This is a genomic window from Streptomyces sp. E11-3 (assembly GCF_046540415.1).
GTDB lineage: Bacteria > Actinomycetota > Actinomycetes > Streptomycetales > Streptomycetaceae > Streptomyces.
This window is the reverse complement of record NZ_JAZGRL010000002.1, coordinates 1632131-1649480: the sequence shown is the minus strand read 5'-3', so window position 1 is coordinate 1649480 and position 17350 is coordinate 1632131. Positions and strand designations below refer to the sequence as shown.

Annotated in this window: 15 protein-coding genes and 1 pseudogene; 6 read left to right on the top strand and 10 right to left on the bottom strand. The window is 71.6% G+C overall.

Annotated features, from left to right (window positions below):
• Positions 1–2 precede the first annotated feature (2 nt).
• Entirely contained in the window at positions 3–545 is a 543-nt protein-coding gene (locus tag U9R90_RS26535) for an MOSC domain-containing protein (RefSeq protein WP_411059193.1), read from the bottom strand.
• Positions 546–740: 195 nt separating this feature from the next.
• Here U9R90_RS26535 and U9R90_RS26530 point away from each other — a divergent pair, with 195 nt between their 5' ends.
• Positions 741–2699, top strand: a complete 1959-nt coding sequence (locus tag U9R90_RS26530) for a PhoX family protein (protein WP_411059192.1) — start codon at positions 741–743, stop codon at positions 2697–2699.
• Positions 2700–2797: 98 nt separating this feature from the next.
• Here the strand turns inward: U9R90_RS26530 and U9R90_RS26525 are convergent, their stop codons facing one another.
• The 3 genes from U9R90_RS26525 to U9R90_RS26515 form a co-directional block, all read right to left on the bottom strand.
• Positions 2798–3679: a PhzF family phenazine biosynthesis protein gene (locus tag U9R90_RS26525; RefSeq protein WP_411059191.1), complete on the bottom strand. Its 882-nt coding sequence runs from the start codon at positions 3677–3679 to the stop codon at positions 2798–2800.
• A 56-nt stretch (positions 3680–3735) separates the two neighbouring features.
• A complete protein-coding gene (locus U9R90_RS26520; protein WP_411059190.1) occupies positions 3736–4497 on the bottom strand; it encodes an SDR family oxidoreductase in 762 nt (253 codons plus the stop codon).
• Positions 4498–4604: 107 nt separating this feature from the next.
• Entirely contained in the window at positions 4605–5606 is a 1002-nt protein-coding gene (locus U9R90_RS26515) for a Gfo/Idh/MocA family protein (RefSeq protein ID WP_411059189.1), read from the bottom strand.
• Between the two features lie 106 nt (positions 5607–5712).
• On the opposite strand from U9R90_RS26515, the gene U9R90_RS26510 reads away from it, so the two are divergent.
• Positions 5713–7149 (top strand): Bcr/CflA family multidrug efflux MFS transporter, encoded by a 1437-nt coding sequence (locus tag U9R90_RS26510; RefSeq protein WP_411059188.1) that lies wholly within the window; start codon positions 5713–5715, stop codon positions 7147–7149.
• A 68-nt stretch (positions 7150–7217) separates the two neighbouring features.
• Positions 7218–8310: pseudogene (locus U9R90_RS26505) on the top strand (serine hydrolase domain-containing protein).
• Between the two features lie 5 nt (positions 8311–8315).
• Here U9R90_RS26505 and U9R90_RS26500 read toward each other — a convergent pair.
• Positions 8316–9632, bottom strand: coding sequence for a hypothetical protein (locus U9R90_RS26500; RefSeq protein WP_411059187.1), 1317 nt, complete (start codon positions 9630–9632; stop codon positions 8316–8318).
• A 210-nt stretch (positions 9633–9842) separates the two neighbouring features.
• Between U9R90_RS26500 and U9R90_RS26495 the strand changes: the two genes are divergently transcribed.
• Positions 9843–10859 (top strand): small ribosomal subunit Rsm22 family protein, encoded by a 1017-nt coding sequence (locus tag U9R90_RS26495; protein WP_411059186.1) that lies wholly within the window; start codon positions 9843–9845, stop codon positions 10857–10859.
• A 66-nt stretch (positions 10860–10925) separates the two neighbouring features.
• Here U9R90_RS26495 and ddaH read toward each other — a convergent pair whose 3' ends face one another.
• Positions 10926–11780, bottom strand: coding sequence for a dimethylargininase (ddaH, locus tag U9R90_RS26490; protein WP_411059185.1), 855 nt, complete (start codon positions 11778–11780; stop codon positions 10926–10928).
• 165 nt (positions 11781–11945) lie between these two features.
• Between ddaH and U9R90_RS26485 the strand changes: the two genes are divergently transcribed.
• A complete protein-coding gene (locus tag U9R90_RS26485; protein WP_411059184.1) occupies positions 11946–12581 on the top strand; it encodes a TetR/AcrR family transcriptional regulator in 636 nt (211 codons plus the stop codon).
• Positions 12582–12613: 32 nt separating this feature from the next.
• On the opposite strand, the gene U9R90_RS26480 is transcribed toward U9R90_RS26485, so the two are convergent.
• Entirely contained in the window at positions 12614–13474 is an 861-nt protein-coding gene (locus U9R90_RS26480; RefSeq protein ID WP_411059183.1) for a glycerophosphodiester phosphodiesterase, read from the bottom strand.
• Between the two features lie 150 nt (positions 13475–13624).
• On the opposite strand from U9R90_RS26480, the gene U9R90_RS26475 reads away from it, so the two are divergent.
• A complete protein-coding gene (locus tag U9R90_RS26475) occupies positions 13625–14362 on the top strand; it encodes a bifunctional DNA primase/polymerase (RefSeq protein WP_411059182.1) in 738 nt (245 codons plus the stop codon).
• 39 nt (positions 14363–14401) lie between these two features.
• On the opposite strand, the gene U9R90_RS26470 is transcribed toward U9R90_RS26475, so the two are convergent.
• Genes U9R90_RS26470 through U9R90_RS26460 form a run of 3 tightly spaced genes read right to left on the bottom strand, consistent with a single transcriptional unit; the run spans position 14402 to position 17348 of the window.
• A complete protein-coding gene (locus U9R90_RS26470; protein WP_411059181.1) occupies positions 14402–15373 on the bottom strand; it encodes a hypothetical protein in 972 nt (323 codons plus the stop codon).
• Between the two features lie 32 nt (positions 15374–15405).
• Positions 15406–16266, bottom strand: coding sequence for a heme ABC transporter ATP-binding protein (locus tag U9R90_RS26465; protein WP_411059180.1), 861 nt, complete (start codon positions 16264–16266; stop codon positions 15406–15408).
• A complete protein-coding gene (locus U9R90_RS26460; RefSeq protein WP_411059811.1) occupies positions 16263–17348 on the bottom strand; it encodes a FecCD family ABC transporter permease in 1086 nt (361 codons plus the stop codon). The genes U9R90_RS26465 and U9R90_RS26460 overlap by 4 nt, the downstream gene beginning before the upstream one ends.
• Positions 17349–17350: the final 2 nt, after the last annotated feature.

Sequence of the window (17350 nt, the reverse complement as noted above, 5' to 3'; positions counted from 1 at the left end):
GGTCAGACCTGCTCCAGCGGGCGGTGCGGTCCCCGCGGCAGCTCGACCTCGATGGTGTCGTCGGGACGGACCGTGCCGCCCGCCCGTACGACACCCATGACTCCGGTCTTACGGACGACGTTCCCCGCCGTGTCCCGGCCCACGACCTGCTTCAGCAGCCCGGCCTGGAAGCCGTCGATCTGCAGGCAGGGATTGCGCAGCCCGGTCACCTCGACGACAGCCGATTCACCGATGCGCAGCAGGGCGCCGACGGGCAGCGCGAGCAGGTCGACGCCGCTGGTGGTGATGTTCTCGCCCAGCTGGCCCGGCGCCACCGCGAAGCCCCCGGCGCCGACCTCGGCGAAGAGCTCCTCGTGGATGAGGTGGACCTGGCGCAGGTTCGGCTGGGTGGGGTCCTTCGCCATGCGTGAGCGGTGCTTGACCGTCGCTCCGGCGTGTACGTCGCCCTCCACGCCGAGCCCTTCGAGCAGCGTGACGCTGTCGCGGTTCGGCTTGCTGAAGGAGTACGTGCCGTTGCTGCTGACCGCCTTGACCGTCCCGCCCATCTCGCGGAACCCCCTCTTCCCCGTGACGTTGATGTTCCTCGACCCTACGCCGCCGGTCGGTGACACGTGTTCGGTTCGAGGGGTGTTCGCGCGTAGATACGCGGTCCTAGTATCGCCGGACTGTAACTTCTGAGCGACTGTCAGGCGCCTCAGGGTGACCGGCAGTCGGCGCATTCTCGACACCGAGGACGGAACATGACTGCTGACCCTTCAGTGTCCCCCGTGGCCGACCCCGACGACGTGAGCTCGAACCCCTCCGCCAACCGGTCCTTCCAGGACGTGGTCGCGACACGGATGTCGCGCCGCACCGCCCTGCGCGGCGGCACCGCGGCCGCCGTCGGGTTCCTGGCACTCGGCGCCGCGCAGGGCACCGCGGCGGCGGAGCCCGGCAGGGCGGCGGCCGCGGCCCCGACCGGCAGGGGCGGCCGCGGTGGCAGATCGCTGCTCGGCTTCAAGCCGGTCGGCACGCACAGCGCCGACAAGCTGACCGTCCCGGAGGGATACGAGGCACAGGTACTCATCCCGTGGGGCACCCCGATCCAGCCGGACGGCCCGCAGTGGCACAAGGACGCCTCCGACACCGCCGCCGAGCAGGCCCAGCAGCTGGGCATGAACCACGACGGCATGCACTTCTTCCCGCTCGGGCACGGCAGGAGGGGCTGCGGGCGCGGCATGCTCGTGCTCAACCACGAGTACGTGGACCAGTCCCTGCTCTTCACCGACGGCCCCGACGACATGACCGCGGAGAAGGTCGACAAGGCGCTCGCCGCCCACGGCGTCAGCATCGTCGAGATCGCCAAGAAGGCGGACGGCTCCTGGGAGCGGGTCGGGTCCCGCCGTGCCCGCAAGGTCCATGGCGCGACCCCGGTCACCTTCTCCGGTCCTGTCCCGGCCGACCACCCCGAACTCCAGGCCGACAACCCGCCCATGGGCACGCTCAACAACTGCTCGATGGGCGTCACCCCCTGGGGCACCTACCTCGCCTGCGAGGAGAACTGGAACTCCTACTTCGGCACCGAGGACGCCACCTGGAAGCCCACCGAGGCCCAGGCCCGCTACGGCCTGAACAACGTCGGCTTCGGCTACCGCTGGCACCTCGCGAGCCCGCGCTGGGACATCGCCGTCAACGGCAAGGAGGCGAACCGTTTCGGCTGGGTCGTCGAGATCGACCCGATGAACCCCGGGCACACCTCCGTCAAGCGCACCGCGCTCGGCCGGATCAAACACGAGGGCTGTGTCACCACCGAGAGCCGCGGCCGGGTCGTCGGCTACATGGGCGACGACCAGGCTGGCGACTACATCTACAAGTTCGTCGGCAGGAAACCGTGGCGCCACTACCGGCGCGGGCACAGCCCGCTCGACGACGGCACGCTGTACGTCGCCCGCTTCGACGACGACGGCAGCGGCCACTGGCTGCCCCTGGTCTTCGGCGAGGGCCCGCTGACCGCCGGGAACGGCTGGCAGGACCAGGCCGATGTGCTGCTTCGTACGCGCGAGGCCGCGGACGCCGTCGGTGCCACACCGATGGACCGCCCGGAGTGGCTCGCCGTCAACCCGAGGAACAAGGACGTCTACTGCACCCTCACCAACGGCACCGGCGAAGGCGGCGCGGCCAATCCGCGCACCCCCAACCCGTACGGGCACATCATCCGCTGGCGTGAGGACCGCGGCGACAACACCGCCACCGGGTTCCGCTGGGACATCTTCCAGCTCGCCGGCGACCCGGCCTACGACGACTCGGTCGACCTGACCGAGGAGACCATGTTCGGTTCGCCCGACGGCCTCTGGTTCGATGCCGACGCCCGGCTGTGGATCCAGACCGACATCTCCAACTCCGCGCAGAACCTGCCGGAGAAGGGGTACGACCGGATCGGCAACAACGCCATGCTGGCCGCCGACCCGAGGACCGGCGAGATCCGCCGCTTCCTGGTCGGGCCGCGCGGCTGCGAGATCACCGGCGTTGTCACCACGCCCGACCAGCGGACGATGTTCGTCAACATCCAGCACCCGGGCGAGTCCACCGCCGCCTGGGGCAGCCCAACCCCCGAGAACCCGCGGGCGGTCAGCAACTGGCCGGACTTCGACCCCGAAGGCCGTCCGCGCTCGGCCACCGTGGTGATCCGCAGGACGGACGGCGGGAAGATCGGCGCCTGAGTCCCGCATGCTCCTGCCACCCGAAGGGATCGGGTGGCAGGAGACGGGGGCAGTATTCGGGTGGCAGGAGGCCGGTGGCAGGATTCGGGTGGCCGGGGTCAGGCGCTGATCGGCACGGCCGTTCCCGCGACATGGACGCGCGGGTCGCCCGCCCGCAGCGTCACCGTCAGCACCCCAGGGCGCCCCATGTCCTCGCCCTGGTGCAGCGTGAGCACCGCCTCGTCCTTCGCGATGCCGAGCTCACGCGCGTACGCCCCGAACGCGGCCGCGGCGGCCCCGGTCGCCGGGTCCTCGACCACCCCGCCCACCGGGAAGGGGTCACGGACGTGGAACACGGACTCCGAGGCCCGGTACACCAGTTGCAGTGTGGTCAGACCCAGGCGCTGCATCAGGGCTTCGAGGCGGTCGAAGTCGTACGACAGGTCCGCCAGCCGCTCCCGGGTCGCGGCCGCGATGACCAGGTGGTCGTTGCCCGCGAACGCGATCCGCGGCGGCAGCGCCGGGTCCAGGTTGGTGGCGGGCCAGTCAAGGGCCGCGAGCGCCTCGGCCAGATCAGCGTCACCGACCGGCTTGACCTGCGGCTCTACGCTGCTGAGCGTGGCCCGCAGCTCGCCGTCGGCCTCGGCGACGGTCACCGGGACCGTACCGGCCGGGGTCGCGAAGACGTAGTCGCCGGGGCCGCCCCTGTGCTCGGCCAGCGCCACCGACGTGGCGACCGTGGCGTGCCCGCAGAAGGACACCTCCGCCTTCGGGCTGAAGAACCGCAGCGTGTAAGCGCGGCCCGGCTCGTCGCCGCCCAGGCCCTCGGGCGGCGCCGTCAGGAACGCCGTCTCGCTGTAGCCGAGTCCGGCCGCGATGGCGAGCATTCCCGCGTCGTCGAGCCCGGAGGCGTCCAGCACGACTCCGGCGGGATTGCCGCCGGACGGGTCGCTGGAGAAGGCGGTGTAGCGCAGGACTTCGGTGGTGTTGTTCTGTGGCATGTCCGCACCTAACCACGGTGCCGACCTGCGCATTCCCCGGGGCGGCCCCGCCTGGGTCAACCGCGTCCGATATACGGCATGTTGGTCGCCATCACCGTCGCGAACTGCACGTTCGCCTCCAGCGGCAGCTCCGCCATATGCCGTACGGTGCGCGCCACGTCGGCCACGTCCATCACCGGCTCCACGGCCAGCTGGCCGTTCGCCTGCGGGATGCCCTGTCGCATCCGCTCGGTCATGTCGGTCGCCGCGTTGCCGATGTCGATCTGGCTCGCCGCGATCCGGTACGGACGGCCGTCCAGGGACAGGGACTTCGTCAGGCCTGTCATGGCGTGCTTGGTGGCGGTGTACGCGACCGAGTGCGGGCGCGGCACATGGGCGGAGATCGAACCGTTGTTGATGATCCGGCCGCCCTGCGGGTCCTGTTCCTTCATCTGCCGGAAGGCGGCCTGGGCGCAGAGGAAGGCACCGTTGAGGTTGGTGTCGACGACATGGCGCCAGGCGTCGTAGTCGAGGTCCTCCAGCGGTACGCCACCGGGGCCGAACGTGCCCGCGTTGTTGAAGAGCAGGTCAAGGTGCCCGAACCGCTCCCGCGCGGTGGCGAAGAGGGCGGCCACGTCCTCCTGGCTCGCCACGTCGGTGCGTACGCAGCACACGTCGGCGGCGTCCTTCGCCAGGGCCGCCGTCTCCTCCAGGGCCTCGACGCGGCGCCCGGCGAGGGCCAGCGACCAGCCGCCGCGTGCCAGCTCCACCGCGACCGCCCGGCCGATGCCGGAGCCCGCTCCCGTCACTACCGCCGTCTTCGTCCGCAGATCGCTCATGGGCGGCAGAGTACCCACGGTGCCTCGCAGGCAGCGCGATCGTCTGCGTACTGGTCACGTGCGTACTGGTCACCCGCCTACGGGACACTCGCCTACGGGACCCCCGCCTACGGGACCCTCGCCTCCCGGTCGCTCGGGTAGCGCACCCCGATCCGCTCCCGCACCGCGTCCAGGGTGCGCATCACCGCGAGGGTGCCGTCCAGTGGGACCAGCGGTGACTGCCTCTCCCCGGCGCGCAGGCAGCGCATCACTTCGGCGGCCTCGTGCTGGAGCGAGTCGCGGGGTCCTTCGCCGGTGATCACCTCGGGCTCGCGGCCCGGGCGGTGCAGGACGAGGCGGTCCGGGAAGAAGAAGCCGTCCGGGAGGTCGATACGGCCGTGGGTGCCGGTGACCGAGGCGGAAACCGGAGTGCCCCCTTCTATAGAGCAGTGCAACACGGCGTGAGCACCGCTCGCCCAAGAGAGCAGCATTCCGGTCTGCAGATCAACGCTCTCCTCTGAGAGCACCGCACTCGCCGTGACGGCGGACGGCTCCCCGAGCAGCAACTGTGCGAACGACACCGGGTAGACCCCCAGATCGAGCAGCGCACCCCCGCCCTGTGCCGGGTCCCGCAGCCGGTGCTCGGCGGGGAAAGGACCCGCGAGCCCGAAGTCCGCCTGGATCGTCCGGACGTCCCCGATCGCGCCATCCCGTATCAGCGCGGTCAGCTGCCGCATCAGCGGATGGCAGTACATCCACATGGCCTCCATCAGGAAGCGGTCGTGCTTAGCCGCCAGCGTCACCAGCTCACGCGCCTCCCGCGCGTTCAGCGTGAACGCCTTCTCGCACAGGACCGCGCGCCCGGCTTCCAGACACATTCCGGCCGCCGCCCGGTGCGCCGAGTGCGGCGTTGCGACGTACACCACATCCACCGAGTCGTCCGCGGCGAGCGAGGCCCAGTCCCCGTACGCCCGCTCGATTCCGAACCGTTCGGCGAACGCCCGCGCCGCCCGGTCGGTACGCGAGCCGACCGCCACGACCTGCGCGTCCTCCTCCATGGCCAGCAGCTCCGACGTGAACCGCTGGGCGATCCCACCGGTCCCCAGCACACCCCACCGCACCCGGTCCATACCCGTCCCCTCCATCGGCCCTGCCCCCGCGACTCGAACAAATGGTCTCAGCCATCGCGGTCAAGCTGAGAGCATAGGGACGGACGGGAATCAAGGGGAGGGGCGCATGCCGAAGCGCGGCAGCGAGGGCACCGCTGTGCCCACGGCACCAGGGGACACAACACCGGGGGACACAGCCCCAGGGGACACGGCACCGGGGGACACGGCACCGGGCGACGCAGCACAGGGAGCCACAGCCCCAGGGGAGAGCACGCCAGGGGACAGAGCGGCGACGGCCGACCCGGCGGTCGCCGCCGCCCGTCGCCGTACCGCCCACACGGGCTTCCTCGTCACGCTGGTCCTGGGCGGGCTGACCGCCGTACCGCCGCTCTCCATGGACATGTACCTCCCGGCCCTGCCGGAGGTCACCCGATCGCTGAGCGCATCCGCCGCGACCGTCCAACTCACGCTCACCGCCTGCCTCGCCGGAATGGCGCTCGGCCAGCTCGTCGTCGGCCCGATGAGCGACAAGTGGGGCCGCCGCCGCCCGCTCCTGGTCGGTCTGCTCGTCTACATACTCGCCACCGCGATCTGCGCCTTCGCCCCCACCGCCGAACTGCTCATCGGCTTCCGGCTGCTCCAGGGCCTGGCGGGCTCGGCCGGAATCGTCATCGCCCGCGCCGTGGTCCGCGACCTCTACGACGGCATGGAGATGGCCAGATTCTTCTCCACGCTGATGCTGATATCCGGCGTCGCGCCGATCATCGCGCCGCTGATCGGCGGCCAGGTCCTGCGCGTCACCGACTGGCGCGGCATCTTCCTGGTTCTCACCGCGATCGGCATCGTGCTGACCGCCCTGGTCTGGCGCAGCCTCCCGGAGACCCTCGCCCCGGAGAACCGCCAGGACGGCGGCGTCGGCAAGGCGCTGCACACCATGCGCGGACTGCTCGCCGACCGCGTCTTCACCGGCTACACACTCGCCGGAGGCTTCGCCTTCGCCGCGCTCTTCTCCTACATATCCGCCTCGCCGTTCGTGATCCAGGAGATCTACGGAGCGTCGCCGCAGACCTTCTCGCTGCTCTTCGGGCTCAACTCGGTCGGGCTGATCGTGGCCGGTCAGATCAACGGCAAGGTCCTGGTCGGCCGGGTCAGCCTGGACAAGGTGCTCGCCGCCGGGCTCGCCGTGATCACCCTCGCCGCGACCGCGCTGCTGCTGATGGCCACCGGTGTGTTCGGCGAGGTGGGCCTGGTCCCGATGGCGACCGGACTGTTCTTCCTGATGTCCGCGATGGGCGTGACGCTGCCCAACACCAACGCCCTGGCCCTGATGCGCACCCCGCACGCCGCGGGCTCCGCCTCCGCGCTGATCGGCACCGCCTCCTTCCTGGTCGGCGCGGTCGCCTCGCCGCTCGTCGGCATCGCGGGCGAGGACACGGCCGTGCCGATGGCCGTCGTACAGCTGGCGAGCGCGCTGGTGGCCGTCGGCTGTTTCATGGGACTGTGCCGACCCTGGAGCGGTACGGCGAAGACGAACCGGACGACCGACACGAAGACGGACGCGTAGCCGGACGCGACGACGAACGCGAACGCGAACGCGAAGGCGGAGGGAGCAGGGCGCTGAGAGCGGCACGACTGCGCAGCGGAACCCCGAGCAGGGCCGGACTCGACCCGGAGGACCTGCGGCTGCTCGTGGCGGAGGTGGAGCGGCTGCCGGACACCTGGTGCGCGGGCGCCGTGGTCATCGCCGGGCGCGGCCCGGTGATCGCCGTCGAGCAGGCGGTCGGCTGGGCGGTGCGCCACCGCTCCCGCGACGAGGAGCTGCCCGAACACCGCCGCGTGCCGATGTCCACCGGCACGCCCTTCGACCTCGCCTCGCTGACCAAGCTGTTCACCACCGTCGCGGCCGTCCAGCAGCTGGAGCGCGGCAGCCTGGATCTCGACACATGTGTCGGGACGTACGTCCCCGACTTCACGGCCGCGGCCGAGCACGGCCTCACCCTGCGCCAGCTGCTCACCCACACCTCCGGGCTGCGGCCCGAACTCCCGCTGTACGACTGCCCGGACGACGAGGCCCGCCTCGCGGCGCTGCGCGCCGAGGAGCCGATCGCCAAAACCCGGCGACGACTACCTCTACTCGGACCTGAACATGCTGCTGACGCAGGCGGTCCTGGAGCGGGTCACCGGGCAGCGCCTGGACCGTCTCGTACGGGAAGGCATCACCCGCCCGCTGGGCATGCGGCACACCGGCTTCGGCCCCTGCGCGTTCGCCGCCGCCACCGAGGACCAGCGCAGGCCCTGGGCCAAGCTCGACCGCGGGATGGTCCGCGGCACCGTGCACGACGAGAACGCCTACGCGCTGGGCGGTGTCGCCGGGCACGCCGGGCTGTTCTCGACCGCCCGCGATCTGGCGGTGTTCTGCCGGACGCTGCTGAACGGCGGCACCTACGGCACGGCGCGGATACTCGGCGCCGACCAGGTCGACCTGATGCTCCGCGCCCCCGGCCTCGGCTTCCAGGTCGACCAACCGTGGCTGATGGGCGAGTTGGCGGGTCGCGGCGCGGCCGGGCACTCCGGGTTCACCGGGACCTCGCTGGTCGTCGACCGGGCCACCGACACGTTCCTGGTGCTGCTAGCCAACACCGTGCACCCGCGCCGTAAGCCCGCCGACAGCGCACCGCGCGCGGCGGCCGCCACTCGTCTCAGCCGCGCCGCTCGCATGCGATGACCGGCTCAGCCGCGCCGCTCGTACCCGATGAGGTGCACCCCGTCCTTGCTGTCCGTCCAGCGGAAGATCCCCATGCCGCCCTGGTCGTGCCCCGGCAGCCTCACGTTCGGCGCGAGCGCCCGGGGCTCGGCGGTGTCCAGCCGCACCTCGACCGGTGTCCCGCCACCGGCGAGCGCATCGGCCGCGCTCCGCGCCCCCGTCGCTCCGTAGGCCACGCCCTCGTCGGTGACCGTGGCCAGGGTCAGCGGCTTGGCGCCGTCGTTCTCCTCGAAGCAGTGCCCGGTCTTCTCCCACAGGTCGAAGGCGAGGTTCCCGGCGACCAGATAGCGGCCGGTGGGGGAGGGCGTCAGCTCCGGGTAGCGGCCGGGCTTGAGTGCGGGCTTGTGGCACTCGACCGTGATCAGCGCCTTGCCGTTCACGGCGTCGTGCACCGCCCAGACGTCGAGGTCCGCCGCGCCCTTGCTGCCGCGCTTCTTGCTCCACTTGGCGAGTACGTGGTCCGTCGTCACCGAGGTCGGCGTCCCGGACCCGGGTGCGGTGCCCTTGGGCGCGACCTTGCGGCCGTGCCAGGCGCCGGGCACCCAGAACTCACCCGCCCCGCGGACCAGCGGCCCCTTGCTGGTCAGGCCGCGTATCTCGGTGAGCTTGCGGCAGTTCTTACAGCCCCTCGGGTCCTTCAGATCGGCGCGCTCGAAGCGGACGGTCTCGCCGGTACGGGGGTCGACGACGGCCGCGTGGGTGGTGCCCTTGCCGATCAGGATGCCGGGACCCGCGCCGGTCACGCTGGGCGCGGAGTCCCAGGGCAGCTCGACGCGCTGCAGGGACCCGTCGGCCGCGTCGTACACGTCGAGTGAGAGGACCTTGCTGGTCTCGCTCAGCGGGTCGCCGCTCTTGACCTTGCCGTACGACCAGGTCGCGAAGTACTGCCGACGGTCCTTGCTGAGCGCGAACAGCTTGGGCAACCGCTCCGGGTCGTCGCCGAGCGGCTGCCACGGAGCGCTCTTCCAGCGCGGCTCGCCAGTCCTGGCGTCCACCGCCTTGAGGCGGAAACGCCGCTGGTCGACCCGCTCGATGTACCCGATCCGGCTCGCGCCTGGCGCCAGGGCGTACTCCGGCGAGACGCCGGATATCTCCCAGCCGCGCCGTGCGTCGTACGCGGCCGGGACCTCGAGCCGGGTGACCGGGCCTTGGCTGGCCGACGCGGCCTGCTTCTTCGGCTTGGCACCGGAGGTGTCGTTGGCGCTGTCGTCGTCTTTGCCGCCCGCGAAGGCGGCGAGGCCGAGCAGCAGCGCCAGGACGACCACACCCGCGACGAGCGCCACGCGCACGATCCTCTGTCCCACTGGTCCCCCCAGGAGCATGACAGTCGGTGGTCACCGGTGGCTGTCCGTGCCCACCGGCGATCGCCACAGTAGCAACGTCCTCTGACAGCACAGCAGTTCTCAGACGTCACTTTCCGCATCGGGTGCTGTGCGCTGTGCGCTGCGCCGACGGGTCCAGTGCGCTGCGCCGACAGGCCCTAGAATTTGCGGGTGAACGCCCCCCTTACCCCCGCCGTCTCCGCGGAGACCCTCCGTGCGGCCCTCGCCGGACTGCTCGACGGGCTGCCGCCGAAGCAGGCAGCGCAGGCCGTTGAGCGGCTGATCGCCAACTACCGGGGGCGTACCCCGACCGACGCGCCGGTGCTGCGCGACCGTTCGGACGTCGCGGCGTATGCCGCGTACCGGATGCCGGCGACGTTCGAGGCGGTGTGCGCCGCGCTCGACGCGCTCGCGGACGCGGCCCCCGCGGGATGGTCGCCGGACAGCCATGTCGATGTGGGCGGCGGTACGGGCGCGGCCACCTGGGCGGTGAGCGCGACCTGGTCGTCGTCCGTACGGCCGGTGACGGTGCTCGACTGGGCGGAGCCCGCGCTCGCGCTGGGCCGTGAGCTGGCGTCGGCGAACCCGCTGCTGCGCGATGCGCAGTGGCAGCGCTCTCGGATCGGAGCGGCGCTCTCGCTTCCGAGCGCTGATCTTGTGACGGTGTCGTATGTACTCGGGGAGCTGACCGAGGCGGATCGCGGTGTGGTGGTCGCCGAGGCGGCCCGGGCCGGGCAGGCCGTGGTGATCGTCGAGCCCGGCACGCCCGAGGGCTATGCCCGCGTCCTCGCGGCACGGGACCAGCTCATCGCGGCCGGGCTGCGGATCGCCGCGCCCTGCCCGCACGGCGCGGCGTGCCCGATCGTGCCGGGGCAGGACTGGTGCCACTTCTCGGCGCGGGTGAGCCGGTCCTCACTGCATCGGCAGGTGAAGGGCGGGTCGCTGCCGTACGAGGACGAGAAGTTCAGCTACGTCGCCGCGACGCGCTTCGACGCGGAACCGGTGGAGGCGCGGGTGGTCCGCCGCCCCCAGATCCGCAAGGGCCAGGTCCTCCTGGACCTGTGCACGCGCGACCCCGGGCTGGCCCGCGACACCGTGACCAAGCGCCACGGGTCGCTGTACCGGGCGGCACGGGATGCGGCTTGGGGGGACGGGTGGCCGCCTCCTTCGAGCCCGTCCGGCGATTGAGGACGAGCCCGAAGGGCGATCAAGGGGTCTGGGGCGGAGCCCCCCACGCGGCGAAGCCGCAAATGTCTATGTCGGGAAGGGGCGGGGTGGGGGAGAAATGCCCGTCGCCCCCCGCAACTCCAGCGTGCAGCACTTCACGCTGCCGCCACCCTTCAGGAGCTCCCCGAGGTCCATGCCGACCGGCACGTAGCCCCGAGCCCGCAGAGGCTCGAAAAGCCCCAGCGCCGCCTGCGGCAGCAGCACATGGCGGCCGTCGGACACGGCGTTCAGACCGAGCGCCTCGGCATCCGCACGCGAGGCGATCAGGGCCTCCGGGAACAGCCGCCGCAACACCGCCTGGCTCCCGGGCGAGAACGCACCCGGGTAGTACATGACCTCGTCACCCGCGTCATCGAGCACGGCCAGCGCCGTGTCCAGGTGGTAGAAGCGCGGGTCGACCAGGTCGAGCCCCACCACCGGGCGCCCGAAGAACTCCTGCGCCTCGCCATGCGAGAGCGGGCTCGCCCGAAAGCCACGCCCGGCCAGAATCCAGGACGCGGTGACCGCGAAGTCGCCCTCGCCCTCGTTGATGTGCGCCGGTACGTGGATATCGGTGAAGCCCCGCGCCTGGAACCAGTCCAGATGCTCCTCGGCCTCGGGCGCCCGCTCGCGGTAGGCGAAGCGAGCCCCGAGCACCCGGCCGTCGAGCACGGTCGCGCCGTTCGCGGCGAAGACCATGTCGGGCAGCTCGGGCCGGGGGAGCAGCTCGTCGACGGTGTGGCCGAGCGAGCGGTAGCGGTCCCTGAGCTCCTCCCACTGCGCGACGGCGAGGGGGACGTCGACCGGTTTGCCGGGGTCCATCCAGGGGTTGATGGAGTAGGTGACCTTGAAGTGTGCCGGTGGGCACATCAGATAGCGCCGGGGTGTGGCGTGACGAGGCAAAGAAGGGCTCCTCACGATCGGCTGGGTCCTGTGCTGCCCATGGTGCGACCTACGGCGCCAATGTGGGATGTGGCGAACGGGTTGTTTTCCCGCCGTTCGCGTACACCGCCCGCCCCGGCTTTCGAGACGATACGTATCGCCTCCGCCCGCTGCTACATTCGACCCATGGCCACCAAGACCGCCCCCGACCAGAACCGCCGCAGCGAACGCTCCCGCCGAGCGATCTACGACGCCGCCCTCGCCCTCGTCGGCGAGGTGGGCTACCCCAAGACGACCATCGAAGCGATCGCCGCCCGCGCGGGCGTCGGCAAGCAGACGATCTACCGCTGGTGGTCGTCGAAGGCCGAGGTGCTGCTCGAAGCCTTCCTCGACCTCGGCGAGCAGGCCGCCGACGCCGCCGCCGAAGCGGCCGGGAAGGAGCCGGGGCACGCGTACGGCATCCCGGACACCGGCGATCTCGAAGCCGACCTGAAGTACGTCCTGCGGGCCACCGTCGACGAGCTCCTCGACCCCAAGTTCGACGCCCCGTCGCGCGCGCTCGCCGCCGAGGGCATTATCAACCGCGAGCTGAGCGTCCGGTTCGTGGAGCAGCTTCTGGAACCCTCGCTCCAGCTCTACGTACAGCGGCTGCGCGCCGCCCAGGACGCCGGAGACGTACGCGCCGACGTCGATCCGCGCATCGGGCTCGAGCTCTTCGTCTCCCCGCTCGCGCAGCGCTGGCTCCAGGGCACAGGACCGCTCTCGCACGCCTACGCCGACCGTCTCGTCGAGTACGCGCTGTACGGGCTCACCCCGCGCTGAGCCGTACGGGCACAGCGCTGAGCCCTACGGCCTCACCCCGAGCTGATCTGGCGCTGCCCGCTCCTCGCCGGAGTGCCGGTGAGCAGCCCCGGCGCGTCGGTGAGGACGCCGTCGCAGCCGAGCCGCAGCACCCGGTCGCGCTCCTTGGGCGTGTTCACGGTGTGCGCCCACACCCGCTTGATGCCGGACTTCACGGCGCGTACCAGATCCTTGTCGTCGGCCTCGTGGTTCACGTCGAGTACGTCCACGAAGTCCCGCCACCGGCTGGGCTCGTCGCTCCGCAGCTGCTTGGCGGAGCGCCAGAGCTGGGCGAGCAGGCCCAGCTCGTGCGCCTGCCGCGCGACCGAAGGCTTGTTGGAGTTCACGAACACCGACCGGGTGAGCCCACGCGCCCGCAGCTTCCCGGCCAGGACTGGGAGGCTGGCGGGGTCCTTGGCCTCCAGCATCAGCAGCACCCGGCCGCCGAGCCGGTCGAGCACCTCGTCCACCGTCGGCGGGCGCTCGGCGCGCCAGCTGCCCGGCAGGGCCGGGTCCGGACGCAGCCTGACCCGCTCCCAGTCCTTACGGGTCAGGGCGCGCACCCGCCCCGTCATGTTGGTCGTACGGTCCAGGGTCTTGTCGTGCATCGCCACCAGGGTGCCGTCGCGCAGCATCCGGAAGTCCACGTCGAGCACCTGCGCGGTGCCGCGCAGGTAGGTGGCCATCAGTCCGGACATGCTGTTCTCCGGCACCTCCAGCGCCCCACCGCGGTGTGCCGTGTAAGTGACGCGGGAGAGCGAGTCGACCGTCAGGGGGCCGCCGCGCCATTCCAGCGGAGTCGGGGCGCCGCCCGGTCCCGTGTGCCCCGTGAGAGCCAGTGCCATGAGCATGACGGGCACGGTGGTGGTGACCATGGCGACCAACGTAGGGGTGCAAATGGGGTTATGCCAGGCAAAGACACCCAGTGGCTGGCATCACCCCAGGTACCCCGGATGTGGACTACGGCCACCTGGGGACCAGGATGGTGGCACCATGGACAGAACGAGGGCGAGATGAGGGGTTAAATGGGCGCGGAGTTCGGTCGACCGGCTGGTGGACAGGGCAGGATTTCCCAGTGGCTGCGCAACCGCCGCCCGCAGAGCGCGGACGCCGCGGCATCGGCCCGGGAGACAGAGCTGCTGGCCGCCGCCGGAGCGGGGCTGCCGCTCGCGCCCGCCGCCCACCCCGCGGGGTATCGCTGCTCGTGTGACCGGGTCGGCTGTCCCACGCCCGCGCGGCATCCCGTCTCCTTCGCCTGGCAGACCCAGTCCACGACGGACCGCGCCCAGATCGAGCGCTGGGCCAGGCATCAACCCCAGGCCAACTTCATCACCGCGACCGGCATGGTCCACGACGTACTCGACGTACCTGTGGAGGCCGGTCGCAGTGCGTTGGAGCGGCTGCTCGAAGCGGGCGTCGAGGTCGGGCCCGTAGCGGAGCTGTCGGCCCCCGACGACCAGGGACGGATGCTCTTCTTCACCCTCACCCGGGGCACGCCCGCGGACGAGGACGAGTGGTGGCCCTGCGAGCTGGACTGCCACCCCGAGACGATGGACGAGCATCCCGGCCTGCGCTGGCACTGCCGGGGCTCCTACGTCCTGGTGCCACCGGCCCAGCTGCCCGGCGAGCAGCGGGTGGCGTGGGTGCGTGGCCCCGAGCATCCACTGCCGGAGCCGCTGACCCTCCTGGAGACACTGACCGACGCCTGCGCCCGGTTCGCGGGCGACTCGGAGCCGGTGGCGGCCTGGCCGCTGCGGGGCTGAGAGCCTGTTTCCGAATCAGGCTCTCAGGGCCACCGCCCCCTACGCGCCCTTGGCGCCGGTGGTGCCCTGGATGCGGTTCAGGAACACGATGCCCGCGCCGTCCACGGTCTTCGCCGGAACCTTCACCGCCTGGTTGGAGGTGTACTCCGTGGTGACCGAGCGCTTCACCTCGCCGGTCATCAGGGCGGCCAGATCGGGCGGGACGGTGAGCCGCACGCCTTCGGCCGCGGTCCGCTTCTCGTAGTGGCGGGTGGAGAAGAACACCATCGCGCCCCCGTCCTTGGTACGCAGCCCGCGCGGGGCGAACGTGTCCTCGGTCAGCGGCTGGTCGACCCACTGCGTGGACAGGCCGGGACGGCTGGCGTTCTTCTTGCGTGCCGCACGCCACTCGCTGGTGTTCTTGCCGGGGGCGAAGGCGCCGCTGCCGTCCTTCAGATACGTGGCGTAGCTCGCGCTCAGGTCCTTGGGGGCCGCCGCCAGTTCAGTGGAGTTCGCCGGTATCGGTTCGGCCCACCCGTCGCTGTCGAGCTTGAACTCGGGTACCCGCTCGGTGGCCAGGATCGTCAGATACGAGGCCTGCCACAGCTGGTCAGGCCCGCCACGGGTGAAGACCAGGAACCAGCGGGTCTGCGCGCCGCGGTTGCTCTGGGTGTCGGCGACGAACCACCGTGGCCAGCCGGCCTGCTTGGGTATCGTGAACTTCGCGTCGGTCAGCTTCAGCGGCGAGTGCCGCGGATTGCCGTCCGGGTTGTTCTGCTGCTTGGCCTTCAGGCCGGCCTGGTTGATCGCCCCGAGCGGCCCGGACACGCGGCCCGCCGACAGCGCCGGGTCGTAGGCCTTGTCCGCCTTGTTGTAGGCGGCCGTGAAGTCCTTCAGGGCCTGGGCGGCCTCTTCCTCGGTCGCCGTCGGAACGATCTCCCGCTCCCCGTGCACCGTCACACAGCCACTCGCCGTCACGGCCAGCGCCGCCACTGTCGCCGCCGCCGTGGCCAGCCGACTCACCCTGCTCATGGTTCGCCTTCTGCTCTCAAGGCCCTGTCGGGCTAGCCCCCACCGATGCACGCAGGCACCTTACCGTCGCGCAGCGGGATGACCAGCAAAGCCCCCGTCCGAGGATGCGGCAGCACCTCAAGCGGCTGCCGGTATACGCGGCTGAGCAGCTCGGCCTCCAGGACGTCGGCGGGGGCGCCGTCGGCGGCCACCCGGCCCTCGTGCAGTACGGCGACCCGGTCCGCGTACGCCGCCGCGAGGCCCAGGTCGTGCAGGACGACCACGACCGCGTCCCCCGCGGCCGCCCGCTCCCGGCAGATCCGCAACACCAGCTCCTGGTGGCGCAGATCGAGCGCGGCGGTCGGCTCGTCGAGCAGCAGCAGGGGCGCCCGCTGGGCCAGCACTCTGGCCAGCGCGACCCGGGCCCGTTCACCTCCGGACAGCGCGGAGAACGGCCGGGCGGCGAACTCGGTGACCTCCGCCCTGGCCATCGCCTCGGCGACCACCGGGTCGTCCTCGTCCTCGCGCGGCGTTCCGGCCCAGGGCGCCCGGCCCATCCGTACCACCTCCTCGACCGCGAACGGGAAGGAGAGTGCGGCGGACTGCGGCAACACGGCCCGCCGCAGCGCCAGTTCGGGCGGCGTCCACGCGGCGGCCGGGCGCCCGCAGATACGTACCACGCCGTCCGCGGCCGGAAGGTCGGCGGCGATGGCGGCCAACAGGGTCGACTTGCCCGCACCGTTGGGACCCACCAGGGCCAGCACCTCACCGGCGCGCGCGGTGAGCGAGACCCCGGCCAGCACCTCGCGCGCACCGAGCCGTACGCGTAGTGCGTCGGCTTCCGCCACGGCCGTACCTGGTGCGACGGGCTCGGGAAGTTCCCGCTCGCGCAGTGCGAACAGTGACCTGATCATGCCCAACCCCCCTGCCTGCGGCGGGTCCTGCGCAGCAGCCAGAAGAAGAACGGGCTGCCGAAGAGCGCGGTCAGCACCCCGAGCGGCAGCTCGGCCGGCTGGGCGACGGTGCGGGCCGCCAGATCCGCCGCGACCAGGACGACGGCCCCGCCGAGCGCGCTGCCCGGCACCAGGAAGCGGTGCCCGGGGCCCGCCGCCATCCGCAGCAGATGCGGGACGAGTAGCCCGACGAAGGCGACGATCCCGGCGACGGCCACCGCGGCGGCCGTGAGCAGTGCGACGACCAGGACCAGGACGATCCGCAGCCGCTCGACGTCGACACCCAGGTGCCGGGCTGGCCGCTCACCGAGCGCCAGCAGATCCAACTTCCGCGCGTACAGCGGCGCGACGGCCAGTCCGGCGAGCGCGCACGGCAGGACGGCGAGCACCTTCGGCCAGGTCGCCTGGGAGAGCGAGCCGAGCTGCCAGAAGGTGATCTGGGTGATTTGCGCGTTGTCGGCGAAGAAGATGAACAGGCCGATCAGGGCGCCCGCGAAGGCGTTCACGGCGATCCCGGTGAGGATCAGGGTGACGACCTCGGTACGGCCGCCCGAGCGGGACAGCGTGTAGACGAGCAGGACGGTCGCGAGTCCGGCGACGAACGCGCAGAACGTCACCGTCCAGTTGCCGAGGAAGCCCAGCCCGAACGCGATCGCCGCCACCGCGCCGACCGCCGCGCCCGCCGAGATGCCGATCACCCCGGGCTCGGCGAGCGGATTGCCGAACACGCCCTGCATCAGCGCGCCGGAGCAGCCGAGCGATGCCCCGATCAGCAGCGCGAGGGTCACGCGCGGCAGCCGTACGTTCCACAGCACGCTCTCGGCGACGCGGTCGAGCGCGCTGCCGCCGAGGCCGACGCGGTGCTGTACGGAGCCGAGTACATCGCCGAGTGGGATCGGGAACGCGCCGGTCCCGGCTGAGAGCAGGCAGAGGAGGGTGAGCGCGCCGACGAGTCCGGCGGTGAGGAGGTAGGTCGTACCGCGGCGTCGGGTCCTGGGGGCGGACGGCTCGGCGGCCGAGCCCCGAACGGGCTTGGACAACAGCG